Annotated in this window: 23 protein-coding genes; 9 read left to right on the plus strand and 14 right to left on the minus strand. The window is 66.6% G+C overall.

The features are described from left to right. Positions 1 to 188 precede the first annotated feature (188 nt). From cgi121 to BLS11_RS14640, 3 genes are all read right to left on the minus strand, one after another. Entirely contained in the window at positions 189 to 689 is a 501-nt protein-coding gene (gene cgi121 / locus BLS11_RS14630; RefSeq protein ID WP_092538479.1) for a KEOPS complex subunit Cgi121, read from the minus strand. Next, positions 686 to 3196, minus strand: a complete 2511-nt coding sequence (locus BLS11_RS14635) for an ATP-dependent DNA helicase (protein WP_092538480.1) — start codon at positions 3194 to 3196, stop codon at positions 686 to 688. The genes cgi121 and BLS11_RS14635 overlap by 4 nt, the downstream gene beginning before the upstream one ends. A gap of 72 nt (positions 3197 to 3268) precedes the next feature. Beyond that, positions 3269 to 4579: a hypothetical protein gene (locus BLS11_RS14640; RefSeq protein ID WP_245698914.1), complete on the minus strand. Its 1311-nt coding sequence runs from the start codon at positions 4577 to 4579 to the stop codon at positions 3269 to 3271. Positions 4580 to 4605: 26 nt separating this feature from the next. On the opposite strand from BLS11_RS14640, the gene BLS11_RS14645 reads away from it, so the two are divergent. The 4 genes from BLS11_RS14645 (at position 4606) to BLS11_RS14655 (ending at position 8081) form a co-directional block, all read left to right on the plus strand. Next, complete coding sequence (locus BLS11_RS14645; protein WP_092538481.1) at positions 4606 to 4848, plus strand: ferredoxin; 243 nt, start codon at positions 4606 to 4608, stop codon at positions 4846 to 4848. A 64-nt stretch (positions 4849 to 4912) separates the two neighbouring features. Beyond that, positions 4913 to 5059 carry a hypothetical protein gene (locus tag BLS11_RS19500; RefSeq protein WP_175454462.1) on the plus strand — a complete coding sequence of 49 codons (147 nt, stop codon included), beginning with the start codon at positions 4913 to 4915 and terminating at the stop codon, positions 5057 to 5059. Positions 5060 to 5132: 73 nt separating this feature from the next. Continuing rightward, positions 5133 to 7649: a DEAD/DEAH box helicase gene (locus BLS11_RS14650; RefSeq protein WP_092538482.1), complete on the plus strand. Its 2517-nt coding sequence runs from the start codon at positions 5133 to 5135 to the stop codon at positions 7647 to 7649. 153 nt (positions 7650 to 7802) lie between these two features. Continuing rightward, positions 7803 to 8081: a hypothetical protein gene (locus BLS11_RS14655; RefSeq protein ID WP_139172804.1), complete on the plus strand. Its 279-nt coding sequence runs from the start codon at positions 7803 to 7805 to the stop codon at positions 8079 to 8081. Between the two features lie 171 nt (positions 8082 to 8252). Here the strand turns inward: BLS11_RS14655 and BLS11_RS14660 are convergent, their stop codons facing one another. Then, positions 8253 to 8939 carry an Sjogren's syndrome/scleroderma autoantigen 1 family protein gene (locus BLS11_RS14660; RefSeq protein ID WP_092538484.1) on the minus strand — a complete coding sequence of 229 codons (687 nt, stop codon included), beginning with the start codon at positions 8937 to 8939 and terminating at the stop codon, positions 8253 to 8255. A 186-nt stretch (positions 8940 to 9125) separates the two neighbouring features. On the opposite strand from BLS11_RS14660, the gene mdh reads away from it, so the two are divergent. Then, positions 9126 to 10040 carry a malate dehydrogenase gene (mdh, locus tag BLS11_RS14665; protein WP_092538485.1) on the plus strand — a complete coding sequence of 305 codons (915 nt, stop codon included), beginning with the start codon at positions 9126 to 9128 and terminating at the stop codon, positions 10038 to 10040. Between the two features lie 38 nt (positions 10041 to 10078). On the opposite strand, the gene BLS11_RS14670 is transcribed toward mdh, so the two are convergent. Then, a complete protein-coding gene (locus BLS11_RS14670; RefSeq protein WP_092538486.1) occupies positions 10079 to 10324 on the minus strand; it encodes a hypothetical protein in 246 nt (81 codons plus the stop codon). A gap of 151 nt (positions 10325 to 10475) precedes the next feature. Between BLS11_RS14670 and BLS11_RS14675 the strand changes: the two genes are divergently transcribed. Further along, positions 10476 to 10844, plus strand: coding sequence for a hypothetical protein (locus BLS11_RS14675; RefSeq protein WP_092538487.1), 369 nt, complete (start codon positions 10476 to 10478; stop codon positions 10842 to 10844). Between the two features lie 9 nt (positions 10845 to 10853). Here the strand turns inward: BLS11_RS14675 and BLS11_RS14680 are convergent, their stop codons facing one another. From BLS11_RS14680 to BLS11_RS14700, 5 genes are all read right to left on the minus strand, one after another. Then, on the minus strand, positions 10854 to 11261 hold the full coding sequence (locus BLS11_RS14680) for a CBS domain-containing protein (RefSeq protein WP_092538488.1): 408 nt from the start codon (positions 11259 to 11261) through the stop codon (positions 10854 to 10856). 103 nt (positions 11262 to 11364) lie between these two features. Beyond that, positions 11365 to 11805 (minus strand): FxLYD domain-containing protein, encoded by a 441-nt coding sequence (locus tag BLS11_RS14685; RefSeq protein WP_092538489.1) that lies wholly within the window; start codon positions 11803 to 11805, stop codon positions 11365 to 11367. Positions 11806 to 11883: 78 nt separating this feature from the next. Next, positions 11884 to 13248: a COG1470 family protein gene (locus BLS11_RS14690; RefSeq protein WP_175454463.1), complete on the minus strand. Its 1365-nt coding sequence runs from the start codon at positions 13246 to 13248 to the stop codon at positions 11884 to 11886. 134 nt (positions 13249 to 13382) lie between these two features. Next, positions 13383 to 15116: an excinuclease ABC subunit C gene (locus BLS11_RS14695; protein ID WP_092538490.1), complete on the minus strand. Its 1734-nt coding sequence runs from the start codon at positions 15114 to 15116 to the stop codon at positions 13383 to 13385. Between the two features lie 77 nt (positions 15117 to 15193). Further along, a complete protein-coding gene (locus tag BLS11_RS14700; protein ID WP_092538491.1) occupies positions 15194 to 15865 on the minus strand; it encodes a DUF7344 domain-containing protein in 672 nt (223 codons plus the stop codon). Positions 15866 to 15985: 120 nt separating this feature from the next. On the opposite strand from BLS11_RS14700, the gene BLS11_RS14705 reads away from it, so the two are divergent. The 3 genes from BLS11_RS14705 (at position 15986) to BLS11_RS14715 (ending at position 18403) form a co-directional block, all read left to right on the plus strand. Further along, positions 15986 to 16270, plus strand: a complete 285-nt coding sequence (locus BLS11_RS14705) for a DUF7967 family protein (RefSeq protein WP_092538492.1) — start codon at positions 15986 to 15988, stop codon at positions 16268 to 16270. 274 nt (positions 16271 to 16544) lie between these two features. After that, a complete protein-coding gene (locus tag BLS11_RS14710) occupies positions 16545 to 17483 on the plus strand; it encodes an ABC transporter ATP-binding protein (protein WP_092538493.1) in 939 nt (312 codons plus the stop codon). Beyond that, positions 17480 to 18403, plus strand: a complete 924-nt coding sequence (locus BLS11_RS14715; protein ID WP_092538494.1) for an ABC transporter permease — start codon at positions 17480 to 17482, stop codon at positions 18401 to 18403. The genes BLS11_RS14710 and BLS11_RS14715 overlap by 4 nt, the downstream gene beginning before the upstream one ends. A gap of 180 nt (positions 18404 to 18583) precedes the next feature. Here BLS11_RS14715 and BLS11_RS14720 read toward each other — a convergent pair whose 3' ends face one another. From BLS11_RS14720 to ligA, 4 genes are all read right to left on the minus strand, one after another. Continuing rightward, positions 18584 to 19336: a YqcI/YcgG family protein gene (locus BLS11_RS14720; protein WP_092538495.1), complete on the minus strand. Its 753-nt coding sequence runs from the start codon at positions 19334 to 19336 to the stop codon at positions 18584 to 18586. 21 nt (positions 19337 to 19357) lie between these two features. Then, positions 19358 to 20215, minus strand: coding sequence for an adenylyl-sulfate kinase (gene cysC, locus BLS11_RS14725; protein ID WP_092538496.1), 858 nt, complete (start codon positions 20213 to 20215; stop codon positions 19358 to 19360). A gap of 245 nt (positions 20216 to 20460) precedes the next feature. Next, positions 20461 to 21684: a sulfotransferase family protein gene (locus tag BLS11_RS14730; protein WP_092538497.1), complete on the minus strand. Its 1224-nt coding sequence runs from the start codon at positions 21682 to 21684 to the stop codon at positions 20461 to 20463. Between the two features lie 326 nt (positions 21685 to 22010). After that, positions 22011 to 24116 (minus strand): NAD-dependent DNA ligase LigA, encoded by a 2106-nt coding sequence (gene ligA, locus BLS11_RS14735; protein ID WP_092538498.1) that lies wholly within the window; start codon positions 24114 to 24116, stop codon positions 22011 to 22013. Positions 24117 to 24142: the final 26 nt, after the last annotated feature.

Genomic DNA, 24142 nt, shown 5'->3' on the forward strand with positions numbered 1-24142 from the left:
ACTACTTCTCTCGCCGTTCTCGTCCGACGCCGCTCTCGTACGCCGCGCGCGGATTCGGGGGTCCGCTTCGACTGGAGGGTATTTCGGCCCCGTCGACGCGCCGGCTCCCGGTTTCCAGTCGAAACGATGGGGATGGGCAGTGCTCGAACAGGTCCGACTCTGGACACGAAACGAAGGGGTTCCGGCCGTCACTTCTCGACGACGAGGAGCGCCACCCGTTCGAGGACGAGCGACTCCAAATCGCCGTCCACGGTGGCTAACTCCGCGTCACCGACGTCGAAGAACTCCCTGACGAGCGATTCGTCGTAGTCGCCGAGCGTCTCCGCCGGTTCGAAGTCGAGTCGCTCCGCGACTGCCGCGGCGGCGGCGTCCTCGCCCGCCTCGGACCCCTCTACGAGGACGACGACGGGCGTCTCCCCCGGCGAGACGCCCATCGCGAGGGCGTCGTCTATCTGCCTGCGGCCGGCGGCGTACAGCAGTATCTCGACGGCCCTGTCGCGCGCGACGTTCTCGCCTCTCTCGAACGACCGGTCGGCGAGTTCCACCGCGCGCCGGAGGTGGGCTTCGCTCACGACGTACCGCGCGTCGAACGCCTGTACGGTCGTCTCCGTCTCCTCCGAGATGTCGCCCACCGTCGCCACGAACTCGCCCACGTCGGCGACGGACGCGACGCCTTCCAGGAGTCTCATCCGAAATCACCCAGGCTGGCCTGCTCTTCGGGGTCGTCCGCCTCCCCGTCGCCGTCTTCGCGGCGGTCCTTCGCAGTCTCGAACGTCGCCTCGGGGAGGTCCTCGGCGTCGGCCTCCCGAACGTCGTCCATCGAGGGGTCCTTGCGACCGGCGGCTTCCAAGACGTTCTCGGCCGTCTTCCGCCGCCCGCGGAGGGCCGCGAGGACGACGGACTTGTCGGCCTCTCTGAGGTCAGCGCGCGTCTGGATGCCCGCCTCGAACAGGCGGCGGGCGCGCTTCCGACCGACGCCGCGGATACCCGCGAGGTCGATGAGTTCGTCGCGGACGCCGTACTGGACGCGCATCTTCGCCTCGCGCACGGGGACGGTGGCGGAGGCGTCGATTTCGCCCGCCAGTTGCTCGGCCGCGCCGAGCAACCACTCCGCCGTCTCGACTTTCCCGCGGATGTCGCCCGGCCCGACGCCGTAGCGTTCGGTGATTCGGTCCTCGTCCACCTCGTCGGCCCAGTCTTCGAGCAGACGCGCCGTCTTCAAAGCCGAGAGCCACTCCTCGAAGCGCACGTCCTCGTACTCCGAGGGGGTGTTCCCGAGCAGTTCGGGTTCGCGTTCGTAGCAGAGTTCGGTGTACTCCTCCCTGTCGCCCGACTTCAGGTACAGTTGGTACATGTCCGGCGTGCGGCAGACGAGGTGGAACAGGCCGAGCGCAGTCGGGTACGTGCGGTCCGTCTCGAACTCGACGTCGTCGTCGCTCTCGGCGTCGCCGCCTCCGTCGCCGTCCGCGTCGGTTCCCTCCTCGGGCACCATCTCGCTGGCGCGTTGGAACCCCGCGTCCGCGTCCACCTCCGCGTCGGCGCGGTTCTCGCGCGCCGAGCCGTCCGCCTCGCCTTCGAGTTCGCGCAGTTTCTCCTCGCGGTGGTCGCTCGCCCACCGCAGGCCGTCGATGATTTCGGCTGCGCTCATCGGGTCGAGGTAGAGTCGCGAGACGGTGTGGCCGACGCTCGTCGCGGTGACGCCGTCGCCGTCGCGTTCGACGAAGCCGTTCGCCTCCAAGTAGTCGAGGACGTTGTCGGTCACCCGTTCGAGGCGTCCGGGTTCGTCCGTCTGCGTCGCGTAGAGGGTCTGGTCGAGGAACTCCAGCAGTCCCTCGCGGGTGTGTGCGAACCCGGAGGCTACCGTCGCCAGCAGGTGAGTCCGAAGCGCGGGTTCGGCGGCGAGTTTCGACCGGACGGGTTCGGCGTCCGCCCAGATGTACCGCTCGAACAGTTCGTCGCGCGTGTCCGCGTTCTTCGCCAAGAGGACCGCCTCGCCGTAGGGGTCCAGTCCGGGGCGTCCGGCCCGTCCCATCATCTGGTGGACTTCGAGTACGTCGAGCGGTTTCATGCCGCCGAAGTCGCCGTCGTAGCGCTGCCAGTCGCGGACGATGACGCGCCGACTCGGCGTGTTGACGCCCGCCGCCAGCGTCGGCGTCGCGCTGATGACCTTTATCAGCCTCTCGCGGAACGCGTCCTCGACGAGACTGCGGTGGTCGGCGGCGAGGCCGGCGTGGTGGAACGCCGCGCCCTTCGCCACGCAGTTCGCGAGTGTGTCGCTCGTCTCGGTGTCCGACACGTCGCGAATCTCTTGGGCGATTTCCGCGAGTTCGCCGCGCTCTTCGCTCGTGAGTCGCTTCTCCGTCACGTCGGCGAGTCGCTTCGCGGACGCCTCGGCGTTGCGCCGGGAGTTGACGAACACGAGGCTCGACCCGCCGCCGTCGTCGTCCTCCCCGTCGCCGTCGTCGTCTAAGATGTCCGCGACGAGTGCGGGCGTCTGCCTGTCGCCCTTGCCGACGCGAACCTCCCGTTGGCTCCCGTCGTCGAAGGTGATGGCGTTGCCGTAGTGGACGCCCATCTTCAGGTCGATGGGTCGCCACTCGGACTCGACGAGTTCGGCGTCCAACCACTCGGCGATGTCCTCGGGGTTGCCCACCGTCGCCGAGAGGGCGACGACCTGCAGTCCGGGGTTTATCTTCCGCAGTTTGCCGAGGGTGACTTCGAGCGTCGGGCCGCGGTGGCTGTCGTCCACGAGGTGCACCTCGTCGGCGACGACGCAGGAGAGGTCGTCCACCCACGGCGCGTTGTTGCGCACGAGCGAATCCACCTTCTCCGAGGTGGCGACGATGATGTCCTGCGAGGCCAACCACTCGCCGCTGGAGTCGTAGTTTCCCGTGGAGACGCCCACGTCGATGCCGTACTCCTCCCAGCGTTCGAACTCGGCCTTCTTCTCGGAGGCCAGCGCGCGAAGGGGGACGATGTACAGGGCCTTCCCGCCGCGTTCGACCGCCGAGAGCATCGCTAACTCGGCGACGAGCGTCTTACCGCTCGCCGTCGGAACGCTCGCGACGAGGCTCTCGCCCGCCGTCACGCCGGCCTCGACGGCCTCGGCCTGCGGCGGGTACAGCTCCTCGATACCCTCGTCGCGGAGATGCTCGGGGACGCCCGGCGGGAGTCCCGCGAGGTCCGCTGTCTTCATCGTGTTTGGTTGGCGCGTCACCCGATTTAAACTGTCGGGTCGCGCCCCCGCGTCGCCCCCTCGGTCGCCGACTCAGGGGCGATTCAAGAACAGCGCGAGGTGGCGGACGACCGTCCGACTCTCCAACCCGCCGGCTATCGCGCCGGTGACGACGCCGATAGTGCTGACGAACGCGGCCGTCCGGACGAGGTCCCACGAGGTCACCACCGGGTCCTCCAAGGAGGGCCACGTGCTGATGAGGTCCTGCGGGAAGACGAGCAGTTCGATGCCGAGCATCAACAGTCCGACCAAGGCGAACAGGCCGAGGACCGCGACGAACACCGTCGCCAACACGACGACGTTCAAGAGCGCCATGTGCTCGGTGACCACCCGGTGGGGGTCGCGGGGGAAAAACAGGTTCTGCGCGAACGTCAGATACAGCGTCGCCGCGACGATGCTCATCGCCGCGAACCCCGCCGCCGTCGCGTCGCCCATGTGTACGCCCACGTCCCACGTCTCTGCGCTGAACACCAGCACCAGCGTCGGCGCGACGGCGGCGGTGGTCAACCCCGGAAGCGAGAGGGAGAGCAGTGGCGCGCGGTTCCGAACCAGAGAGCGGACGACGTAGCCGGCGTTCGACGCGGCGCTCTTCGCGTGGAACGCGACCCGGCCGAGCGGATTCCGGACGGTATCGACGTCCTCGGTGTCGGGGATGTCGGGCCCGGTTCGACGGAGGCGTCGTTCGGCCGCCGACCCGAACTCCCCGGCGCTCCGACGCTCGGGGTCGAACCTGAACGGCCGCATCACCCCGCCTCCGGCGTCGTGGTCGGCGTCGAGTACGTGGCCGAGGAGGTGGAGGAGGAGGTGCGCGGCGTTCCAGCGCACGGATTCGGAGTCGAGCGAGCGAACCGGTTGGTCCCGCGGCGACGTGACGAGTCGTCGCGTCGAGACGACGACGACGCGTCCGACCGGCGACGCCAACCCCGGAACGACGCGCTTTCGCGTCGAGACGAGGGGCGCGTCGGTCACGACGACCATCACGTCGTACGGGCCGTCGACCATCCTGAGCGTCGCCTCCTCCAGAAAGTCCGACGGACGGCGCGCGCCCCCGTCGCTGAGGCGGTTCGGGTCCTCCTCGTAGAACTTCCACTCGACGCCGGTCGCCCGCCGGAGTTCGCCTCGCGCGTCCGCGGTCATCCTGTCGCCGAAGGCCCGTAGCGAGTCCGCGTCCGCCGACGGCGAGTGCGAGACGAACACGCCGGCGTCGACCGTCTCGCCGCCCTCCCGAGATACGGGCTCGCTCGCTCCGTCCGCGGCGGAGTCAGACGCTGTTCGGTCCACGTCGCGTAGGACGGCCGCGCGGTCGTAAAGTGCCGGGGCCGTCCGACCGTCGTCGTCACGCATATGTGAGGGACCCACCAAGTGCGAGCATGCGAATCGAGTACGACCGGGACACGTGCATCGGCATGTTCCAGTGCGTCGACGAGTGGGAGGCGTTCGAGAAGAACGTAGACGACGGGAAGGCCGACCTCGCGGGCGCGGAGGAGACCGAAGACGGCGTGTTCGTCCTCGAAGTTCCCGAGGGCGAGGAGTTCGAGGCGGAGTTCGCCGCCCGAGTCTGCCCGGTCGACGCCATCGAACTGTACGACGACGACGGCGAACAGGTCGTCTGATACGTCGCTCTCCGGGCAAAATCGTTATGTACGTCCGTTGAGACTCTACCGTCTAAGGAGGACTATGGGCCGAAGCCACCGCACTCGCCTCTCGGAGTGGGCCGACCTCGTCGGAGCGTCGCTCCCGGATTCGCTCGGAGAGGAGTCCGAGGACGCGACGCGCGAGGCGGCCGACGTCCGCAGAGACGGAGAGCGCGGACACCCGAACTGACCGCCGACACGGCGGCTTTCAGTTACACCGCGGTTCGCTAAGCCTTATTCGCGACGACGCCGAAGCGTGTACGATGGCGGCCACCGACGACCCCGCATACGTCGACCACCCCCTCCTGACTCCCGAGTTCATCGAACGCCGACTCTACCAGATTCGGCTCGCGGGTTCCGCGCGCGAGGCGCACACCCTCGTCTGCCTGCCGACGGGTCTCGGTAAGACGACGGTGAGTCTCTTAGTCACCGCCGACAGACTCCACGACGTCGGCGGCAAAGCCCTGTTCCTCGCGCCGACGAAACCGCTGGTGCAACAGCACGCGGACTTCTACCGCGAGGCGCTTTCGATACCCGACGACGAGATAGTCGTCTTCACCGGCGACGTCCGCCCGGACGACAGGGCGGCCCTCTGGGAGGACGCGCGGATAGTCATCGCCACGCCGCAAGTCGTGGAGAACGACCTCATCGGCAACCGCGTCTCCCTGCGCGACGTGACGCATCTCACCTTCGACGAGTGCCACCGCGCCTCGGGCGACTACGCGTACGTCTACATCGCGGAACGCTACCACGACGACGCCGAGAACCCCCTCGTGACGGGGATGAGCGCGTCCCCCGGCGGCGACCAGGAGGCCATCCTCGAAGTGTGCGAGAACCTCGGCATCACCGAAGTCGAGGTGATGACCGAGGAGGACGCCGACGTCGACGAGTACACCCACGACACCGACGTGGAGTGGGAGCGAATCGACCTGCCCGACGAGATTCTGGAGATGCGGGACGCCCTCAACGAGGTCATCAAAGACCGCCTGGAGATGTTGAAGTCCCTCGGCGTCGCCAACACCACCCAACCCGACGTCTCCCAAAAGCAGTTGAACGGGATGCGCGCCGAACTCCAGAAACTGATGAACGCCGACAAATCGGAGGGGTACAAGGGGATGTCCACCCACGCCGAGGTGATGAAACTCCGGCGCGCCGTCGAACTCGTCGAGACGCAGTCCGTCGAGTCCGTCCGCCGGTACTTCGAACGCCAGCGAAACGCCGCGCGGTCCTCGGGCGCGTCGAAGGCGAGTCAGAGACTCGTCGCCGAACCCAAGGTTCGGGAGGCGATGCGGAAGGCCGAATCGTTCGACGGCATCCACCCGAAGTTCTCCCGCGCGCGCATCCTGCTTGCGCAGACGCTCGGCATCGAGGACGGCGAACGCGTCATCGTCTTCACCGAGTCCAGAGACACCGCGGAGGCGTTGACGGAGTTCCTCGGCGAGAGCTTCGACACGCACCGGTTCGTCGGACAGGGCGACGCCGACGGGTCCGAGGGCATGACCCAAAAGGAGCAACAGGAGACGTTAGACGAGTTCAGAAACGGCGAGTTCGAGGTGCTCGTCTCCACCTCCGTCGCCGAGGAGGGTCTCGACGTGCCCGAAGTCGATTTGGTGCTCTTCTTCGAACCCGTCCCGACGGCGATTCGCTCCATCCAGCGGAAGGGTCGGACCGGCAGACAGGCGAAGGGCCGCGTCGTCGTCCTGCTCGCGGAGGACACCCGCGACGAGGCGTACTTCTGGATATCGCGCCGCCGCGAGAAGGAGATGGAGTCCGAGTTGCGTGAGTTGAAGGGCGTCGCCGAGGAGGTGGAGGACGAACTGGACGACGCACAGACCGGGCTCGAAGCGTTCTCCGCCGCGGAGGGCGATACGACGGCGGACGCCGCCGCACCCCCGGCCGAGAACGGCGCGACGGCCGACGACGGCGAGTCGGCGGACGCGTCCGCCGACGACACCTCCGAAAACGGCGACGCAGGGGACGAATCGGACGGCCAAGTCGGGCTGACCGACTTCGGCGCGACGGACGAGGAGATTGCCCGCGCCGAGGGGGAGGCCGACGGCGAGAGCGAAGAGACGGACGACGCGGGAGACGGCGACGAAGGCGTCGTCGCCACCGCCGGACGCGACGACGAGACGGTCGAAATCGTCGTGGACCAGCGAGAACTGGACTCCTCCATCGCCAAGGACCTCTCGACGCGCGACGGCATCGAGACGCGGTTGGAGACGTTGGCCGTCGGCGACTACGTCCTCTCGGACCGCGTCGCCGTCGAGCGGAAGTCCGTCGCCGACTTCCTCGACACCCTCGTCGGCGAGGAGCGGTCGATATTCGAGCAGATAGGCGACCTCTCGCGGGCGTACGCCCGGCCCATCCTCATCCTCGAAGGCGAGGGCCTCTACGAGGAGCGCAACATCCACCCCGGCGCGATTCGCGGCGCACTCGCGTCTCTCGCCGTTGACTTCGACGTGAGCGTCCTTCAGACCAGAGGCGAGGACGACACCGCCGAACTGCTCGACACCATCGCCTCGCGCGAACAGACCGAACGCGAACGCTCAGTCAGCGTCCACGGCGGCAAGAGCGCGAAGACGCTGGCCGAACAGCAGGAGTACGTCGTCTCGGCCATCGCCGACATCGGCCCCGTCACCGCCCAGAATCTCCTCGAAGAGTTCGGCACCGTCGAAGCGGTCATGACCGCCCGCGAGGACGACCTCCTCGACGTGCCGGGCGTCGGCGAGGTGACGGCCGCTCGCATCCGCGAAGTTGTCGGGTCGGCGTACGAGTAAGCGCCTCCTCCGCTCCACGTTTCATTTTGAACATACGTCCGATTCTCCCACTCCGAATTTATGAACAGTTCTCGAATCGGACGCGTTCATTCCGCATTTCTTTGATTTAGGAGAAACGGCTATATGTGTCGCGCCGAGACCTGTAACTCGAAGATGAGTACCTCATCTGCGGAATACGAAACGTCCGTCAGCCGTGATGGTTCGGACGCCGAGGAACCCCCGCAGCGGGTTCGCTACGGTGCCCCCCAACACGAGACGGACGCCCCCGACGACCCCTACCGCGAGATGTTCGACGTGGAGGAGGACGAACCTCCCCGGGAGCGTGACCTGTTCACGTCGTTCGAGCATTTCAGCGTCGATGCGGACGACGAGGAGGACGACCACTCCTCGACGGTCGGCGTCGGCCCGATAGTGGGCCCTCAGACAGCGTAACACCCGACGACCCGGCGCCGACCCTCCCCCGGTCGGCCCGCCCCCGCCACTCCCCCACCCGGCGAGTGGTCGTCGGCCCCATTCCCCCTTTTTCCAATTTCGGCCTCTCGACTCGGAGAGTTGCGAGACGAATCCGACGGTCAGAGAAGAGAGTGACGGGAGTTCCGGCGGTTACCGGTCGAGTGCGGAGAGTGCCTCGGCGGCCTCTCGCGCGGCGGCGAGATGTTCGCGGGCGCGGCGCGGGTCGTCCGCCGACTCGCCGCGCGTCGCGTGCGTCGTGACCGCCCGGAGGAGCGCTTCTCTGGCCTCCGTGACGGTCCCGGTTCGGTCGCTCTGTGCGGAGTCGGGCGACGGCGAGGGCGACCCCCGAGACGAAGACGGCCGGGCGGACGCGCCCGAGTGCCCGGCGGTACCCGTCGAAGTGACCGTCTCGTCGGTTTCCGGCGACGCGGCCGACCCCCGTCCGGTTTCGACCCCGTTCTCGGCCGGCGTCGTCTCGCCGCCCGCCTCCGCCTGACGGTCGCTTCGGACGCCGTTCGACGCCGCGGCGTCCGTGGCGTTTGCGGCGGTCGAGGCGTCCGCGGCGGTCGACTCCGCATCTCCGGCGGCGTCGCCGTTCGCCGCGTCCGCGTCGGCGGCCTTCGCGTCTCGTGACCCGCCGCCCTGACAGTTCGGACAGAACTCCTGCTCCTGATAGCGGAAGATGGGGGCGCCGCAGTCGTCGCAGTGTCTGTTCGTCATCGTCGCGCCCTTCAACAGGAGTTCGCTCATCCGCGCCGTCTCCTGACGGCGGGAGTCGTCCTGTTCGTACTTCTCGCGGAGTCGCCGTCGCTCCGCTTCCTTGTCGAAGTCGCTCATACCCCAACGGAAGCGACGTGCGTCGAAAAAGCCTCCGGGACCGCTCTCCCCGGCGTTCGCCCGCCGATGACCCCTGCGCCGTCCCCCGACGGATTCGACGAACGACGAACCGTAATTCGACGTAAACGGCGAGAAACGGACGTTCCGAAGCGTTTAATCGGAATCCGGTGCCTCGTTTTACGTGGTATGACGAAAGTTAGCGTGGTAGGTGCTGCCGGGACGGTCGGCGCCGCCGCGGGGTACAACATCGCACTCCGGGACATCGCCGACGAACTCGTGTTCGTAGACATCCCGGACAAGGAGGACGAGACGGTCGGTCAGGCGGCCGACACGAACCACGGCGTCGCGTACGACTCGAACACGGAGGTGTATCAGGGCGGCTACGAGGACACCGCCGGGTCGGACGTCGTCGTCATCACCGCGGGCATCCCGCGGTCGCCGGGGCAGACCCGCATCGACCTCGCGGGCGACAACGCCCCCATCATGGAGGACATCGGCTCCTCGCTGGCGGAGCACAACGACGACTTCGTCTCTATCACCACCTCGAACCCGGTGGACCTGTTGAACCGCCACCTGTACGAGGCGGGCGACCGGGACCGACACAAGGTCATCGGCTTCGGCGGCCGACTCGACTCCGCGCGCTTCCGCTACGTCCTCAGCCAGCGTTTCGACGCGCCCGTGAAGAACGTCGAGGGGACCATCCTCGGGGAACACGGCGACGCGCAGGTGCCCGTCTTCTCGAAGGTCCGCGTGAACGGCCGGGACCTCTCCTTCGACGACGACGAGAAAGACGAGATCCTCTCGGACTTACAGGAGTCCGCGATGGACGTCATCGAACGCAAGGGCGCGACCCAGTGGGGTCCCGCCACCGGCGTCGCCCACATGGTCGAAGCGGTCCTCCACGACACCGGCGCGGTCCTGCCCGGATCCATCAAACTCGACGGCGAGTTCGGCTACCAGGACACCGCCTTCGGCGTCCCCGTCAAACTCGGCTCCGACGGCGTCGAGGAAGTCGTCGAGTGGGACCTCGACGAGTACGAACAGGGCCTCATGGACGACGCCGCCGAGAAACTCCGCGACCAGTACGAGAAGATAGCGTAAGCGCGCCGCCTCGAACCCCTCTTTCTTTCGACCGACGGTCACGCTCGGGTCTCTCGCCACCGTTCCGCGCCGACCGACCGGACGACCGAAAGCGCGAGCAACCCGCCGACGAGAGCGGAGAGGAGACTCAGGATCACCGGAGCCATCTGATTCGCGCAGTCGCCGCCTCCGCCGCACTCCGTCGCGGCGAATCCGAAGAGTCCGGGCGGGCCGGCGAGTCCGACGCCGCCGACCGAGAGGAATACGAGGGCAGTCAGAGCGAGGAGACGCCGTTTCGTCCTCACGGACTCGCCTCCCGGGGGACCGATATATGCCTTCTGCGCCTCTCGCCTCGGCGGCGACCCCTCGGCCGGAGACGGAGCGAACGCCCGTCTCAGACGCTCGCCTAATAGATTAGGTCCAGCGGTTACGACTGTCTCGCTCCACTAGCAAGTGATGGCAGCCGACATCTACCGGTACGAGATCGACGCGGGTGTCGCCGTCTTCGACCTCACGGAGTTTTCGGTCAACGGCGGACTGCTCTTACAGGAGTTCTTCGAGGCGTTCGAGGCCGCCATCGCTCGGTCGGACGTGACCGCGGCGGTCCTCGTCTTCGCCGAGGACGGAGGCCTCAGCACCTGGTTCTTCGAGCGATTCGACGACCTCCTGACGAGAATCGACGAGTACGAACTCGACGGCGTCGCCGTCGTCGCGCCGCCGGTGAAACGGAACGCGCTTCGGGGCCGCCTCGCGGAGACGGACGTGACGGTGAAGACCCCCGAGACGGCGTCGGCGGCGGTGGAGTGGGCGCGAACGTCGGTTTGAGAGTCGAGTTCAGGAGGGAGTCGGCTTCTCGACGTGCGAGAGGTACGCGGTGAGGTCCGTCGTCGTTATCATCCCGATGACGGTGTCGTCGTCGTCGTCCACGACGGGCACGTGGTGGACGCCGCGTTCTATCATCGTGTCCGCCGCGGCGGTGATGGGTTCCTGCGCCGTCGTCACGACGACGTCCGTGCTCATGTACTCCGAGACGGGCGTCTCGTCCTTCGGGTGGCGTTCGGCGACGATTCTGACGAAGTCCGTCGAGGTGAGTATCCCGAGCAGTTTCCCCTCCTCGTCGGTGACGACCACCGACCCGATTTCCGCGTCGAGCATCGACTGTGCGGCCGTCTCGACCAAGGTGTCGGGGGAGACTGTCTTCACGGGCGAGGACATGAGTCGCGCGACGAATATGTCGTCCATGCTACTTGCTACCGGCCGTCAGAACATAACGATTGCCGTTCAGGAACTCTCGCGCCGGTGGGGTCGATCACCGTTCTCCCGCCGACGCTCTCCGCCCCGCGACTCACTCGCCGGCGTCTATCCGGAGGCGGTACCGCTCGACGGAGCGGGCTTTCTCGCCGCTTCCGGGGAAGACGAGCGAGAACTGCCAGCGCTTTCCGGGCGCGAGTTCGTTCAGTTCGGCGTCTGCGGTCCCTACCTCCTCGCCGTCGGCGTTCAGGAACCGAGCGACGGCGGAGAGGTCCGCGAGGGCCGACTCCCCGTCGTTCCGTGCGGTGCCGACGACGCTGACGAGTTCGTCCGTCGTATCGCGGTTGGAGCGAACGAGACGGCGGTCCGCGAGCGTCACGGACGCGGGTGCGGCGGCCGTCGCGTCCGTCTCTGTGGTCGTCGTCGGTTCGGTTCCCTCTGGCGTTCGCTCCTCGTCGGCGTCCGACCTGGAACACCCGGCGAGTCCGACGACGGCGGCGGCACTGAGGCTAGTTAGGAGGGCTCGGCGGCGCATACGCGCCCCTCGCAATGGCTCCGGGTAAACGTTCCGAAGCCGACGAAGTCGGGCGAAAAATGGGTGGTCGTGGGGGAATTAAGCGGCCGATTCGCTCGTCGCGGTGGAGTCGTTCGTCGTGGCGGCCCCGCCGGCGGTGACGGATTCGCTCGACTCCTCGCGGACGAACTCGTAGCGGAAGCTGATGGCGTTGTGCGGCGTAATCCGGACGTTCCACTCGCCCGCCTCGGGGTCGTCGAGGCGGTAGACGTACTCGCTTCCGCCGTCGCGGATGGCGTACTCGCCGTCTCTCGTCGCGCCGCGCCGACTCCGCCCGAGGTTGACGTGGCCGCCGTCGCTCACGCGGACGCGTTCGGCCTCGATCGTCTCGCCGTCGGGGCTGACGAACTCCACGTCGAAGCTCGCGGACTCCCCGTCGCTGTCGGCGTTCGAACGGTACGACGACTGCGGGGAGAGGGTGAGCGTGAGGTTGTCCGCTCGCTCGCTCACGTCGACGGTCGTCTCGAACGGTTCGGAGGGCTGTTTCCAGACGACGTAGTTCAGGTCGACCTCCTGCCAGTGGCTACTGTCGTCGGCGCGGGCGGGGTCCTTGAGACCGAGGTCGATCCGCGTGTCGTACCGACCGCGTTCGGCGTCCTCGGCGGGCGACATCGTGACCGTCACGGTCGCCGTCTCGCCGGGCGCGATTTCGCTCGGCGCGTCGATGTCTATCCACGACGGGTCGAGCGTGAGGGGACAACCGCTTCCGGCGCAGTGTCCGCGCTCTCGCTTGAGTTCGGGACTCAGCGGCACCGCCGAGTCGCCGGTGTTCTTCACGACTATCTGGCTGGTGACGCTGTCGCCGGCTTCGACCTGCCCGCGGACGTAGTTATCGGAGACTATCTCGACGGTCGGTTCCTTCCACACTTCGACGCCCACGTGGGCGGCGTGCACCGGACGCGGGGGCCTACCGGGGTAGGTTATCCGCTCGTCGGTGAACGCTATCATTCCGTTGTAACGGGCGATTTCGGCGTCGTCGGGGACCGACACCGTGACCGTGAACTCGGACTCCTCGCCGGGCGCGATTTCGGTCTCGCCGTCGATTTCGACCCACGATTCGTCGAGTTTGTCTCGGGTCGTCGGCGGCACGTACAGGTGCGGGTTCACGGTCACCGCACTCTCCTCCTCGTTTCCGACGGTGACGGTGAACGTCTCGCTCTCGCCCGGTTTCAGGTCGAGGTACCCGTTATCGGCATCGACGTACAGTTTCGTGTAGTTCCACTCCGCGTCGTCGGCGGCGGACGATCCGGAACCGCTCGCGGAACTCGAAGCGACGTCCGTCGTCTGCGCCGCCGCGCCGGTATCGACGTTCGGAGCGTCGAGGCTGTTCGACTGACTGTGTGCCGCGGCGACCGGGAGCGTACTCAACACTACCAGTGCCGCGATCAGGACTTCCTTTCTCATGGTGTTTCGTAGCCGCCACTCGCGCACAGCGATGGAGGGCTGGCGGCCGGAGGGCGTACTACGTGTGACGAATATGTTAACGAGTAGAAATAATTTTCGAATGATACGTTCGGCTGGCGGACCGGACGACCGACTCAGAGGCGTTCTTTCAGCGTCTCGGCCGTCCCCTCGCCGACGCCCGGTACGTCCGTCAGGTCGCCCACCGACGCCCCGCGGACGTTCTCGACGCTCCCGAACCGCCGGAGGAGGGCCCGCCGCGTCTTCGGGCCGACGCCGGGCACGTCGTCCAACACCGTCTTCACCTCGTCGCGGAGGGTCTGGTGGTACTGGACGGCGAAGCGGTGCGCCTCGTCGCGCACCCGTTGGAGGACGTGCAGGTGCGGCGCGTCGTTCGGCCAGTCGCGCACCCCGTCTTCCGTGATGACGAGTTCCTCCTCCTTCGCGAGGGCGACGGCGGGTACGTCCCACCCGACTTCCGCGAGGGCGTCTAAGGCCGCGCCGAGTTGGCCGTCGCCGCCGTCGACGAGGAGGAGGTCCGGGTCGGGTCTGTCGTCGCGCCCCTCGACGGCGCGTTCCGCCCGCCAGCGCACGAGTTCGCGCATGTTCGCGTAGTCGTCGTTCCGGTCGGGGAGTTTCTTCCGCCGGTAGTCGGACTTCTCGGCGGACCCCTCGACGAAGCAGACGTCGCTCCCGACGACGGCGGTGCCTTGGGCGTGACTCACGTCGAACCCCTCGATGCGGGATATCGGCGGCAGGCCGAGTGCGTCCGCGAGAGCGCCGAGTTCGTCGTTTCGACCCGGCCCGCGTCTGGCGTTCTTCAGGGCGAGCTCGACCAGTCTCGCCTCCCGGCCCGCGCCGGGGACGCGGACGGCGACGCCCTCGGCGTTCAACCACGCCGTCACGTCGTCGTCGTCGGGGCGTTCCGAGAGCAACACGGCGTCCGGAAGCGTCCGTTCGGCGTAGTACTGCGTGAGAAACGCCGAGAGGACGGCGGCGCTCTTGTCGCCGCCCTCGGGCGCGTCGAGGCGGTGACTCGACCGGTCGACGAGTTGTCCGCGTTCGCTGTGGAGGCGGGCCACCGTCGCCGCGTCGCCCTCGACGGCGACGCCGAGAACGTCCACGGCGCGTTCGTCCGTCCGCGCGGCCACCGCCTCCTCGCCCGCGCCGTGGAACGACTCCACCGCGTCGAGTTTGTCCCGGAGGTTCGCCGCGCGTTCGAAGTTCTCCTCTTGGGCGGCGGACTCCATCGCCCGCCGCAGGGGGTCCGCGAGGACGCCCGTCTCGCCCTCGAAGAACCGGACGACCGACGCCACGTCCTCGCGGTAGTCCGCCTCCGAAATCTCGCCCGTGCAGGGGGCGGTACAGAGGCCCATCTCGTAGTCGAGGCACGGCCGGTCGCGGTTGGCGTACTTGTGGTCGGAACACCCGCGGACGCCGTACGTCTCTCGGAGTGCCTTCACCACCGTCTCGACCCGTCCCTTGTCGGTGAACGGGCCGAACACCGTCGCGCCCTCCTCGGGGTCGCGCGTCACCTCGATGCGCGGCACGGGGTGGTCCGTCAACTGGACCAGCGGATAGGACTTGTCGTCCTTCAGGCGGACGTTGTACCGCGGTTGGTGGCGCTTGATGAGGTTCGCTTCGAGGAGGAGTGCCTGCGTCTCGGTGTCCGTGACGGCGAAGTCGATTCGGTCGGCGCGTTCGACCATCTGACGGATGCGCGCCCCGCGCGGGTCGGCGTACGACCGCACCCGGTCGCGGATGTTCACGGCCTTTCCGACGTAGAGGACGGTGTCGTCCCGGTAGAACTGGTAGACGCCGGGCTCCGTCGGAAGGTCCTTGGCGCGCGCTCTGACGCCGCTTTCGTCCATCTACCCCCGGGTACGTTCCGACGGGCTTTGAGGCTGACGCGACGGGTCCGGGGGTCGTCGCCCGCCGCCGTCGCCCGTTACTTCGACGCTTCGAGGACGGCCGTTCGGATGGCCTCGTCGTACCCGGGGTGCGTCGACCACCGGTCGTCCGACGCGACGAGGTAGTCGATGGCCTCGACGGCGGCCCAACTGACGGAGAGGACGAGTTCGTCGTCGGTGCCGTTCTCGTCGGCGACGCCGCGAACTTTCGTTGCGCGGCCCGCCGAACTCCGTTCGCCGACGTCGTCAGGCGAAGCCTGACTGCTCGCCGGGGTCCCACCGGCAACGTTTCCGGAGTTCGCCCGACGGCCCGACGAACGCCGTTCGTCGACGCCGTTCGTCGACGCCCGGCCGCGTACCGCGGGTTCCTCGGCCGAGTCGCCGACCACCGCACGGAACGCGCGTTCGGCCCGGTAGAGGTCGTGGCCCAACGTCGTCGCGGCGAAGCGGTCGCTCTCGCTTCTCGTGACCGCATCCGCGTCGAGCAACGGCGGGAGGTGGCGGTGGCGCAGTTCCACCTCCAGTTCGTTTATCTCCCGGTCCGGGTGGTCGTCCGGCCCGCGGAGTCCGTCTTCGGTTCGGGCGGCGACGCGACGAGCGATTTCCCGCCGCGTCAGCGGTCGATTCGCCTCGACCACGGCGGCGAGGGTGTCGCGTCGCCGTCGGGCGGCGAGCAGTTCGTGGAGGGTATCACAAGTGGAGGGGACCATTCTACTTCCGACTATTTCTGCCGACGCTTAATTTTTATTCGCATTCGAAGAGTATGTCTGTTATTTTATCATTTCGACCGCGGTCGGTAGGTACAAACCGCGCCTGGCCGAACGCCGACTATGACCGACGCCGACGCCGACGACGCCGTTCGCGCGTGGCTCGTCGACCGAACGTACGACGACCGCGGCCTCATCATCCTCGTGTACGCGACGCCCGACGGCGAACGCGCCCGCCGGAAGGAAATGGCGGCGACGGTGATGCACCAACGCGGCATCTCCGCCACCGCCGCCGTGGACGTAGACCCCGAGGACTTAGACGAGGTGACGGACGCGGAGACGCGCGACCGGTACGCCGCGGAGGCGACGCGGATGCGCGAGCAACACGACCCGGACGACGAGGTGTAACACCCACCTTTTTCGAGGGGGTCCTCGCGCGCCTTCGGGGCGCTGTGGGGAACCCTCCCCGCAAAGATCTGGAGGAAAAATGCCGGCGACGTCGCGGCTTTTGGCCGCTCGCCGCCGGAGAACCGCTCGCTTCGCTCGCGGATGCAGGCTGTACACCAACCGACGAAGAGTGATATCGGTCTGATATGAAACCGCCGGACGGCGGTGGGCGTCTCAGTCTCAGCCCTGATTCTCGCACCAAACCCTTTATCGGATGACCTGACTACCCACGGGCATGGCCGCCATCGAACTGGACGGGGTGACGAAGCGGTACGAAGACGTCACCGCCGTCTCGGAGCTCTCCCTTACGGTCGAAGAAGGGGAGGTGTTCGGCTTTCTCGGGCCGAACGGAGCGGGGAAATCGACCACTATCAACATCCTCCTGGATTTCGTCCGCGCGACGGAGGGCGCGGTTCGCGTCCTCGGACACGACGCCCACAGAGAGAGCGTCGCCGTCCGGTCGCGGACCGGCGTCCTCCCGGAGGGATTCGACGTGTACGACCGCCTCACCGGACGCGCCCACATCGAGTTCGCCATGGACTCGAAGGGCGTCGAGGGTGACCCCGACGCGATCCTCGAACGCGTCGGCATCGCCGACGCGGCGGACAGGAAGGCGGGAGGCTACTCGAAAGGGATGCGTCAGCGTCTCGCACTCGGGATGGCCCTCATCGGCGACCCGGACCTCCTCATCTTGGACGAACCCTCCTCGGGTCTCGACCCCGCGGGAGCGAAGGAGATGCGCGAAATCGTCCTGCAGGAGGCCGAACGCGGGACGACGGTGTTCTTCTCCAGCCACGTCCTCGAACAGGTCGAGGCGGTCTGCGACCGCGTCGGCATCATGCGCGAGGGCGAACTCGTCGCCGAAGACACTATCGAGGGCCTCCGCGAGGCCGTCGGCACGGAATCGACGCTCCGCGTCACCACCGCGGGCGACGCCGTCCCCGACACCGACGCCCTCACCGCCCTCGACGGCGTCAGTTCCGTCTCCACCGACGGCGAAACGCTTCTCGTCTCCTGCGACGGCGACGCGAAGACGGCCGTCATCGGCGAACTCGAGTCGCAAGGTATCGAGGTGACCGACTTCGAGACGCGCGAGGCGTCGCTCGAAGACCTCTTCTTGGCCTACACCGGTCGGGACGACGAAGGTGCCGACGAAGCGGAGGTACGCGCATGACGTGGCGCGCAGTCGCGGAGAAGGACTTCCGGGACGCCATCCGGTCGCGGTGGCTGTTCGGCGCGACGGCCTTCTTCGTCCTGTTCGTCGGCGGGGCCACCGCCCTGTTCTTCGGGATGCTCCTGCCGCCGGACGCCCGCGACGCGTCGAACCTGTTCGGGTTCTTCGCGAACCTCGGCGTCTTCAGCCTCTCGTTCCCCGGTCTGTTGGCGCTCATCCTCGGATTCATCGGTCTCTCCACCTCGTACGGCGCGATAATCGACGAGCGCGAGTCCGGGTCGCTGAAGCTGATGCTGTCGCTCCCGAACTCCCGGCGCGACGTCGTCGTCGGTAAGCTCCTCGGTCGGAGCGCCGTCGTCGCCGTCGCCCTCCTGGCGGGCTTCCTCGCGGCGTTCGTCGGCTTCCTCGCGACGGGAACTTCCGTCGATTACGGCGCGTTCGTCCCGCACGTCGCCCTGACGGTCATCCTCGGCGTCGCCTTCGTCTCCATCGGCCTCGGCATCTCCGCCGCCGCCGACTCCAATCGCGAGGCGACGCTTGCGACGTTGGGTCTGTACCTCATCTTCGGCATCCTCTGGTCGTCCATCGCGGAGGGGATTCCGAAACTCATCAACTACGTCGCCGAGCAGGCCCCCTTCGTCTCGCCGTTAGAGAACCTCACGCGGGTCAAAATCGGCCTGTTCCTGAAGTACGTCAACCCGCTGAAGACGTACGAGACGCTCGCGGCGCAGGTGTACTACGGCGCGGGACAGGCCCGCCTCGTCTCCGCCGCCTTCGGCGAACAGGTCGCTCTCGGCCCGGTGTTCCAAGAGGGCATGCCGTTCTACTTCACCGGCTGGTTCCTCATGCTCGTGCTGTTGGCGTGGGTGGTCGCTCCGGTCGCTCTCGGCTACTACGTCTTCGAGAAGCGCGACCTGTAAACACCGGCCTCACGCGGTCCTCGCCGCGCCTCCGGCACACTCGAATTCGCACGCCGCACACGTTCTATCCGTACCGTCGAGTCTCTGACTCGCGGCGTCGGTACGGGACGCACGAGCTATCGTCCGACGAGTACACGGAGGCGTTCGTCGCTTGGTGCCGACAGGACAGCGGGATACTCACTACGACCCCTCAGTTTCTATCTCGATGGGGAACTCGCTGAGGCTTTCATCGTTGGACGTCGGGAGCAAGTACTGCTTCCACTCTCGCGTGTCAGGGTCGCCGTAGTCACCGATGTCCGGATGAGGAGAAACGTCGTCGTACTCATCCAGTCGCTCTCTGATGATCGAGCGGGCGCGCCGGCCTTCCGCCGTATCTCCGCTGATGTCGTCGAGAACTCTCCGTGGTTGGATCGTTATCTCTAGTCCGTACGGTGTGTATCTGCTCTTCCGATCCGTATAGAACGGAGCGCGCCCGACGATGAACATCGACTCTCCACAGAAACAAAATTCCCACTCCGGGTCGTTCGGGTCCTCGGGAACGTCGCTAGGCCATGGTTTCGGATCCCGTTCGTTTAGGAACTCGAGCGCCCTCCAGAATCGATCACGGTACTCCTGCTCGCTTCGCTCTTCGTCGGGAGGTTCGAAAAACACCACCAAGGTCGTTCGGTCGGCTATCGACTGGTGCTGTTCGAGATATCCTTGCAACCCCGCTTTTAGTTTGAAGAGCGCATCACGGTCGCGAGGACTCCCGACGAAGAGGTAACGAGCGGTATCGTTCCGTTCAGCGTTCACCGCGAAGTGACACGGGTAGCGGGTCTCTCGCATCGTCTCTCTGAACGCAGTATATCTCTTTTTCTTCCACGCGGCGAGCTCCTCCGCCTCTATCGCGTTCTGTAACTCGGACCGGTCGAACAGCAGCGCTGTCTTATCCATGAGCGAGGCGATGATGGCGAATCATTTCTCGAGATGCTGTCCGGCGAGAAGTTCGCTCTTCTCGTATTGCTTGCGCGTCTCGGTTCCGCTGATCTCAGCGACCTCTTCCGGTACCGAGACGACCGAATACCCGACGTCCCGTCCGATGGCGACCGTGTCTACGTCCGGGATGATCATGGTCTCCACGTTCGGATGGTCCTCGTACACGCCCTCGATCAGTTCTCGGCGCTCCTGTGCGGTGAGCGGATTCTTCTCGCTGAGTTCGGTGTCTCGGATGGCGATAACGACGTCTTTTCCGTTATCGGCGGCTGAATCGATGATCGTCCGGTGTCCGTCGTGGAGTGGCTGCCAGCGACCGATGAAGATGTGGCTCGGGTCGAATTTGAACCCCAGTTCTCCGTTGATCTCCTTGATACTCTCTTCCTCTGAACGCCTCGCCGTCCGAACCGCGAGTTCTACCCCCTCTTCCGCCGGCTCCTCGAACGGCGCGTCGATACCGGTGAAACCCTCGATCTCTCCGTTACGTGCCTGTTCGTACATCCCCTTCACATCGCGTTCCTCGCACACTTCGAGGGGTGCGTCGACGTGGACGAACGAGACGTCCTCGACCTTCTCGGCGATCAGTTCTCGCTGAGAGCGGTACGGAGTGATGAACGACGCGACGACGTCGAACCCTTGGTCGTTCAACGCCTGTGCGACTCCGGCAGCTCGCCTGAGGTTCTCGGTTCGGTCTTCCTTGGAGAAACCGAGGTCGGAATTGAGGGTGTTTCGGAGATAATCTCCGTCCAGATGGACCGTGCTCGGACCGACCAATCCCTCGGCGAGGGTCGTCTTTCCGGAACACGGCAGTCCGAAAAGCCATATCGTCTCTCCGGACATCAGTCGACCTCCCCCGCAAGCGAAACACGGCAGCGTCCGTCCACGCTGTTCTGAATTCCGCCGACTGCGGTGATTTCGATACTGTGCGCACGGGTCGGTATCGATTCGGTATTCGACGTCTCGTTAGACATGGATCTCGCCTCGTTTACTGGGGATGTGGGCTTCCTCGCAATCGGTCTCGACGGTCGTCGTCTCCGCGAACGACGCGACTCGCCGTGCTACTGTCTCGTCCTTCGCCGTGTTTCTCAGATCCACTCCGATTCCTCCGTGTAGCCCAACTCCCGGACGACCTCGGTATACGGCTCGTCGGCCTCCGCGAGCGCACTCTTGACAAACTCTTCTCTATCTCGCCAGCGAGCGTGTCTCGGCTCTTTCGTCGTCATCACCTTGTTGGGGTTTCCGACGTTCTCGGAGAGCAGTTCCGACGCGCCGAGGTCGGCGAAATCGACGATCTCCTCGACGGTCGAGCGGGTGTCGGTCAGAAGATCCTCGAACCGGACTCGAAGGACGCCGTCGAACGCGTCGCGAGTATCGAGGATGTGGCGATGGGCTTGCGCCCACTGCATCAGACAGACGTCGACGAGGTCCCCCTCGCGGACCCAACCCGGTGGGAGGTCGTAGCACCACAGCGAGCCGTCGTATCCGTCGATATCCAGATCTCCCACGTCGTACGTCTGGAACCCCCTGTTCAGCTGCCACCCGTCGTAGAGCCCGTTGATCGACGCCGCCGGGTTGCGCGTGAGATGGACGACTTTGACGTCGGTCTCGGGGAATAACTGCTCGCGGATCCACGGGAGCCGGTACGCGTCGCCACTCGCTTTCAGGACGAGCGTCCGATCGAAGTCGTCCGCCGTCAGTCCCCGCTTGTACCGATGCGAGGAGACGAACGGTCGGTCCTCGATCGTTTCGGCCTCGAACGGACTGCTCGCATCTCGCTCCGCGTACTCATCGTACTGCAACGGGGGGATTCCGAACCCTTCGAGTATCTCGTCGAGCGACGCTCCCTCGAGCAGTTGTTCGCCTATCTGCTCGTAGGGGAGTTCTCGCTCGGGGAACTGCAACGGAAGACGGACGAGCGTGTTATCCACGCGGTGCGTTCGGTCGCCGGGCCGGTCGGTCGCACCGACCTCGGCGAGGAGGTCAGTCAGGAGCCTCTCCCTATCGAACGACTCGAAGTCGGCCGGAACGACGTCGGACTCCAGCGCGGGGTAACCGATCCCGTGTAGAGTGAACCACCTGTCGTGTTCTCCGTCGAGACTACACGTTCCCTCGTGGTGACGAAGGATATCGAAAAGGAGGCTGCTACCCCCTCTCGGTGCCGTCGCGATGAGCAGTACGCCGTCGAAGTCGTCGGCCCGGTACTCCGACAGAACCGACCGCTTCTCCTCCGAGATAACCTCGTTTTTCACGCGTTCGTAGTTCTGCTTGGCTCGCTCTCGGAGAGCGACTGACGACTCTTCGACACTCACCGGTTGTCACCTCCCGGCGTCTCGACCCTGTCTGTTCTGGGACGGATCTCCGACGAGTCCATAACGATTTGAAGTATATCGAGTGACACGAAAACGATTCTGGCGTGTGATTGAAATCCCGGTCGCAGTCGCCGAGGGGACGAAGCGAGCTGATGGTTCCCTTCTCTCTGAAGCGTGCGACGTAGTTAGTCGCGCACGCCCCTTCCCGCCATAACGATCCGGATCCGGTACTCGAACCGGCTACTCAGCGAATTATCGGACGGCGACGGCTGTAACCGCGCTCTCGCGAGATGCTTCGTCCGCCAGAAGATATCTGACCGCGAACCTCACTCCGGCGGGTAGTCGATACCGCGTTCGTCCAAGAACGCCGCGAATCCCTCCTCGTCCAGCTCGGGCACGTCGTTCTCCTCGGCGTCGTCTCGCTTCCGTTGTCCCGCGCCCTCGCCGACGACGAGGTAGTCCGTGTTGCCGGAGACGCTTCCCGTCGCCGTCGCGCCGTGGCGTTCGACCAGTTCCTGCGCTTCGCTCCGCGTCACGGACAGCGACCCGGTGAAGACGAACGTGAGTCCGTCGAGTTCGTCGCCGCCGGACTCGGCCGCCCGCGCCTCCGGTTCGACGCCCTCCTCGCGGAGTGCCTCGACGGCGCTCCGGTTCCGGTCGTTCGCGAAGAACTCCCGGATTCGCTCCGCGACGGTCGGTCCCACGTCGTCCACCGCCCGCAGTTCCTCCTCCGTCGCGTCCATCACGGCGTCGAGACTACCGAACTCGCGGGCGAGGTTCCGCGCCGTCGCCTCGCCCACCTCGGGGACGCCGAGGGCGGTGAGGAAGTTCGAGAGCGTCGGGGTCCGCGTGTCGTCTATCTCGGCGACGAGGTTCTCGGCGCTCTTCTTCCCCCACCCGTCGAGTTCCGCGAGTTCCTCGGGTTCGAGGCGGTAGAGGTCGGCGAGTTCCGAGACGAGGCCCGTCTCGACGAGTTGTTCGACGCGTTCCTCCCCGAGTCCTTCGATGTCCAACGCGCCTCTGCTCCCGTAGTGGCCGACGGCGCGGACGAGTTGCGCGCCGCAGTCGAGTCCGCCGGTGCAGTAGGCGATGGGGCCGTCGCGTTCGACCGGACTGCCGCAGACGGGGCAGGAGTCGGGAAACTCGTAGGTGCCCTCCGAGCGGTCCTCCACGACTCCCGCCACGTCGGGAATCACGTCGCCCGCGCGCTTGATGCGCACCTCGTCGCCGACGTTCACGCCGAGGCGCGCTATCTCCTCGGGGTTGTGAAGCGACGCCCGCGAGACGGTGACGCCGCCGACGTCCACGGGGTCCAACAGGGCGACGGGCGTGAGACGCCCCGTCCGACCGACCTGCACTACCACGTCGGTGACCGTCGTCACCTCCGACCGGGCGGGGAACTTGTAGGCGAACGCCCACCGGACGGACCGGTTCGTCGCGCCCAGTCGCTCCCGTTTCTCGCGGGCGTCCACCTTGATGACCGTCCCGTCTATCTCGTAGTTCAGGTCCTCGCGGTCGGCCAACAACGCGTCCCGGTACGCCATCGCGCCCTCGATGTCGTCGTCGCGCTCGATTCGCTCGTTCGTCGGGAGGCCCCACGCGTCGAGTCGGTCGAGCGTCTCCCACTGCGTGTCGGGCGCATCCGTCGCGTCGAGAACGTCGTAGAAGAACACCGCGAGCGGTCGCTCCGCGGTAATCGAGGGGTCGAGTTGGCGAAGCGTCCCGACGGCGGCGTTCCGCGGGTTGGCGAACGGCTCCTTCCCCTCCTCGACGCGTTCGCGGTTGTGCTCGCGGAAGGCGTCGCGCGGCATGTACACCTCGCCGCGGACGGCGAGAGAGTCGAGGTAGTCGCCGCGGAGTTTCAGCGGCACGGAGCGTATCGTCCGCACCTGTCGGGACACGTCGTCGCCGCGAACGCCGTCGCCGCGGGTGGCCGCGCGTTCGAACTCGCCGTCGCGGTAGACGACTTCGACCGACAGGCCGTCGAACTTCGGTTCGCAGACGTAGTTGACCTCGCCCACTTCGTCTCGGACCCGGCGGTCGAACTCGCGGACGTCCTCGGCTTCGACCGACTGGTCGATGGAGAGCATCGGCGCGACGTGTTCGACCGTATCCAGTTCGTCCAGCGGTTCCCCGCCGACGCGGCCGGTCGGACTCGTCTCGTCGTCGAAGCCGAACGCCGCTTCGAGGTCCTGCAGGCGGGCGAACAGCGCGTCGTACGTCCGGTCCGCGACGAGGGGGTCCGCCTCGACGTAGTAGCGGTAGTCGTGTTCGCGCACGGCGTCGCGCAGGAGCGACACCTGTCTCTCGGCCTCCTCGCGCGAGAGTTCCTCGACCGGTTCGAAGTCGGTGTCGGGTTCGACGAGGTACGGGTTGTCGGCGTCGGCGTAGGCCGTCTCGAACTCCGCGTCGCCGGGCGACTGTTCGCTCATCGTTCGCCGGTGAGTACGCCGGGGGG

The organism is Halopelagius longus, from assembly GCF_900100875.1.
GTDB classification, from domain to species: Archaea; Halobacteriota; Halobacteria; order Halobacteriales; family Haloferacaceae; genus Halopelagius; species Halopelagius longus.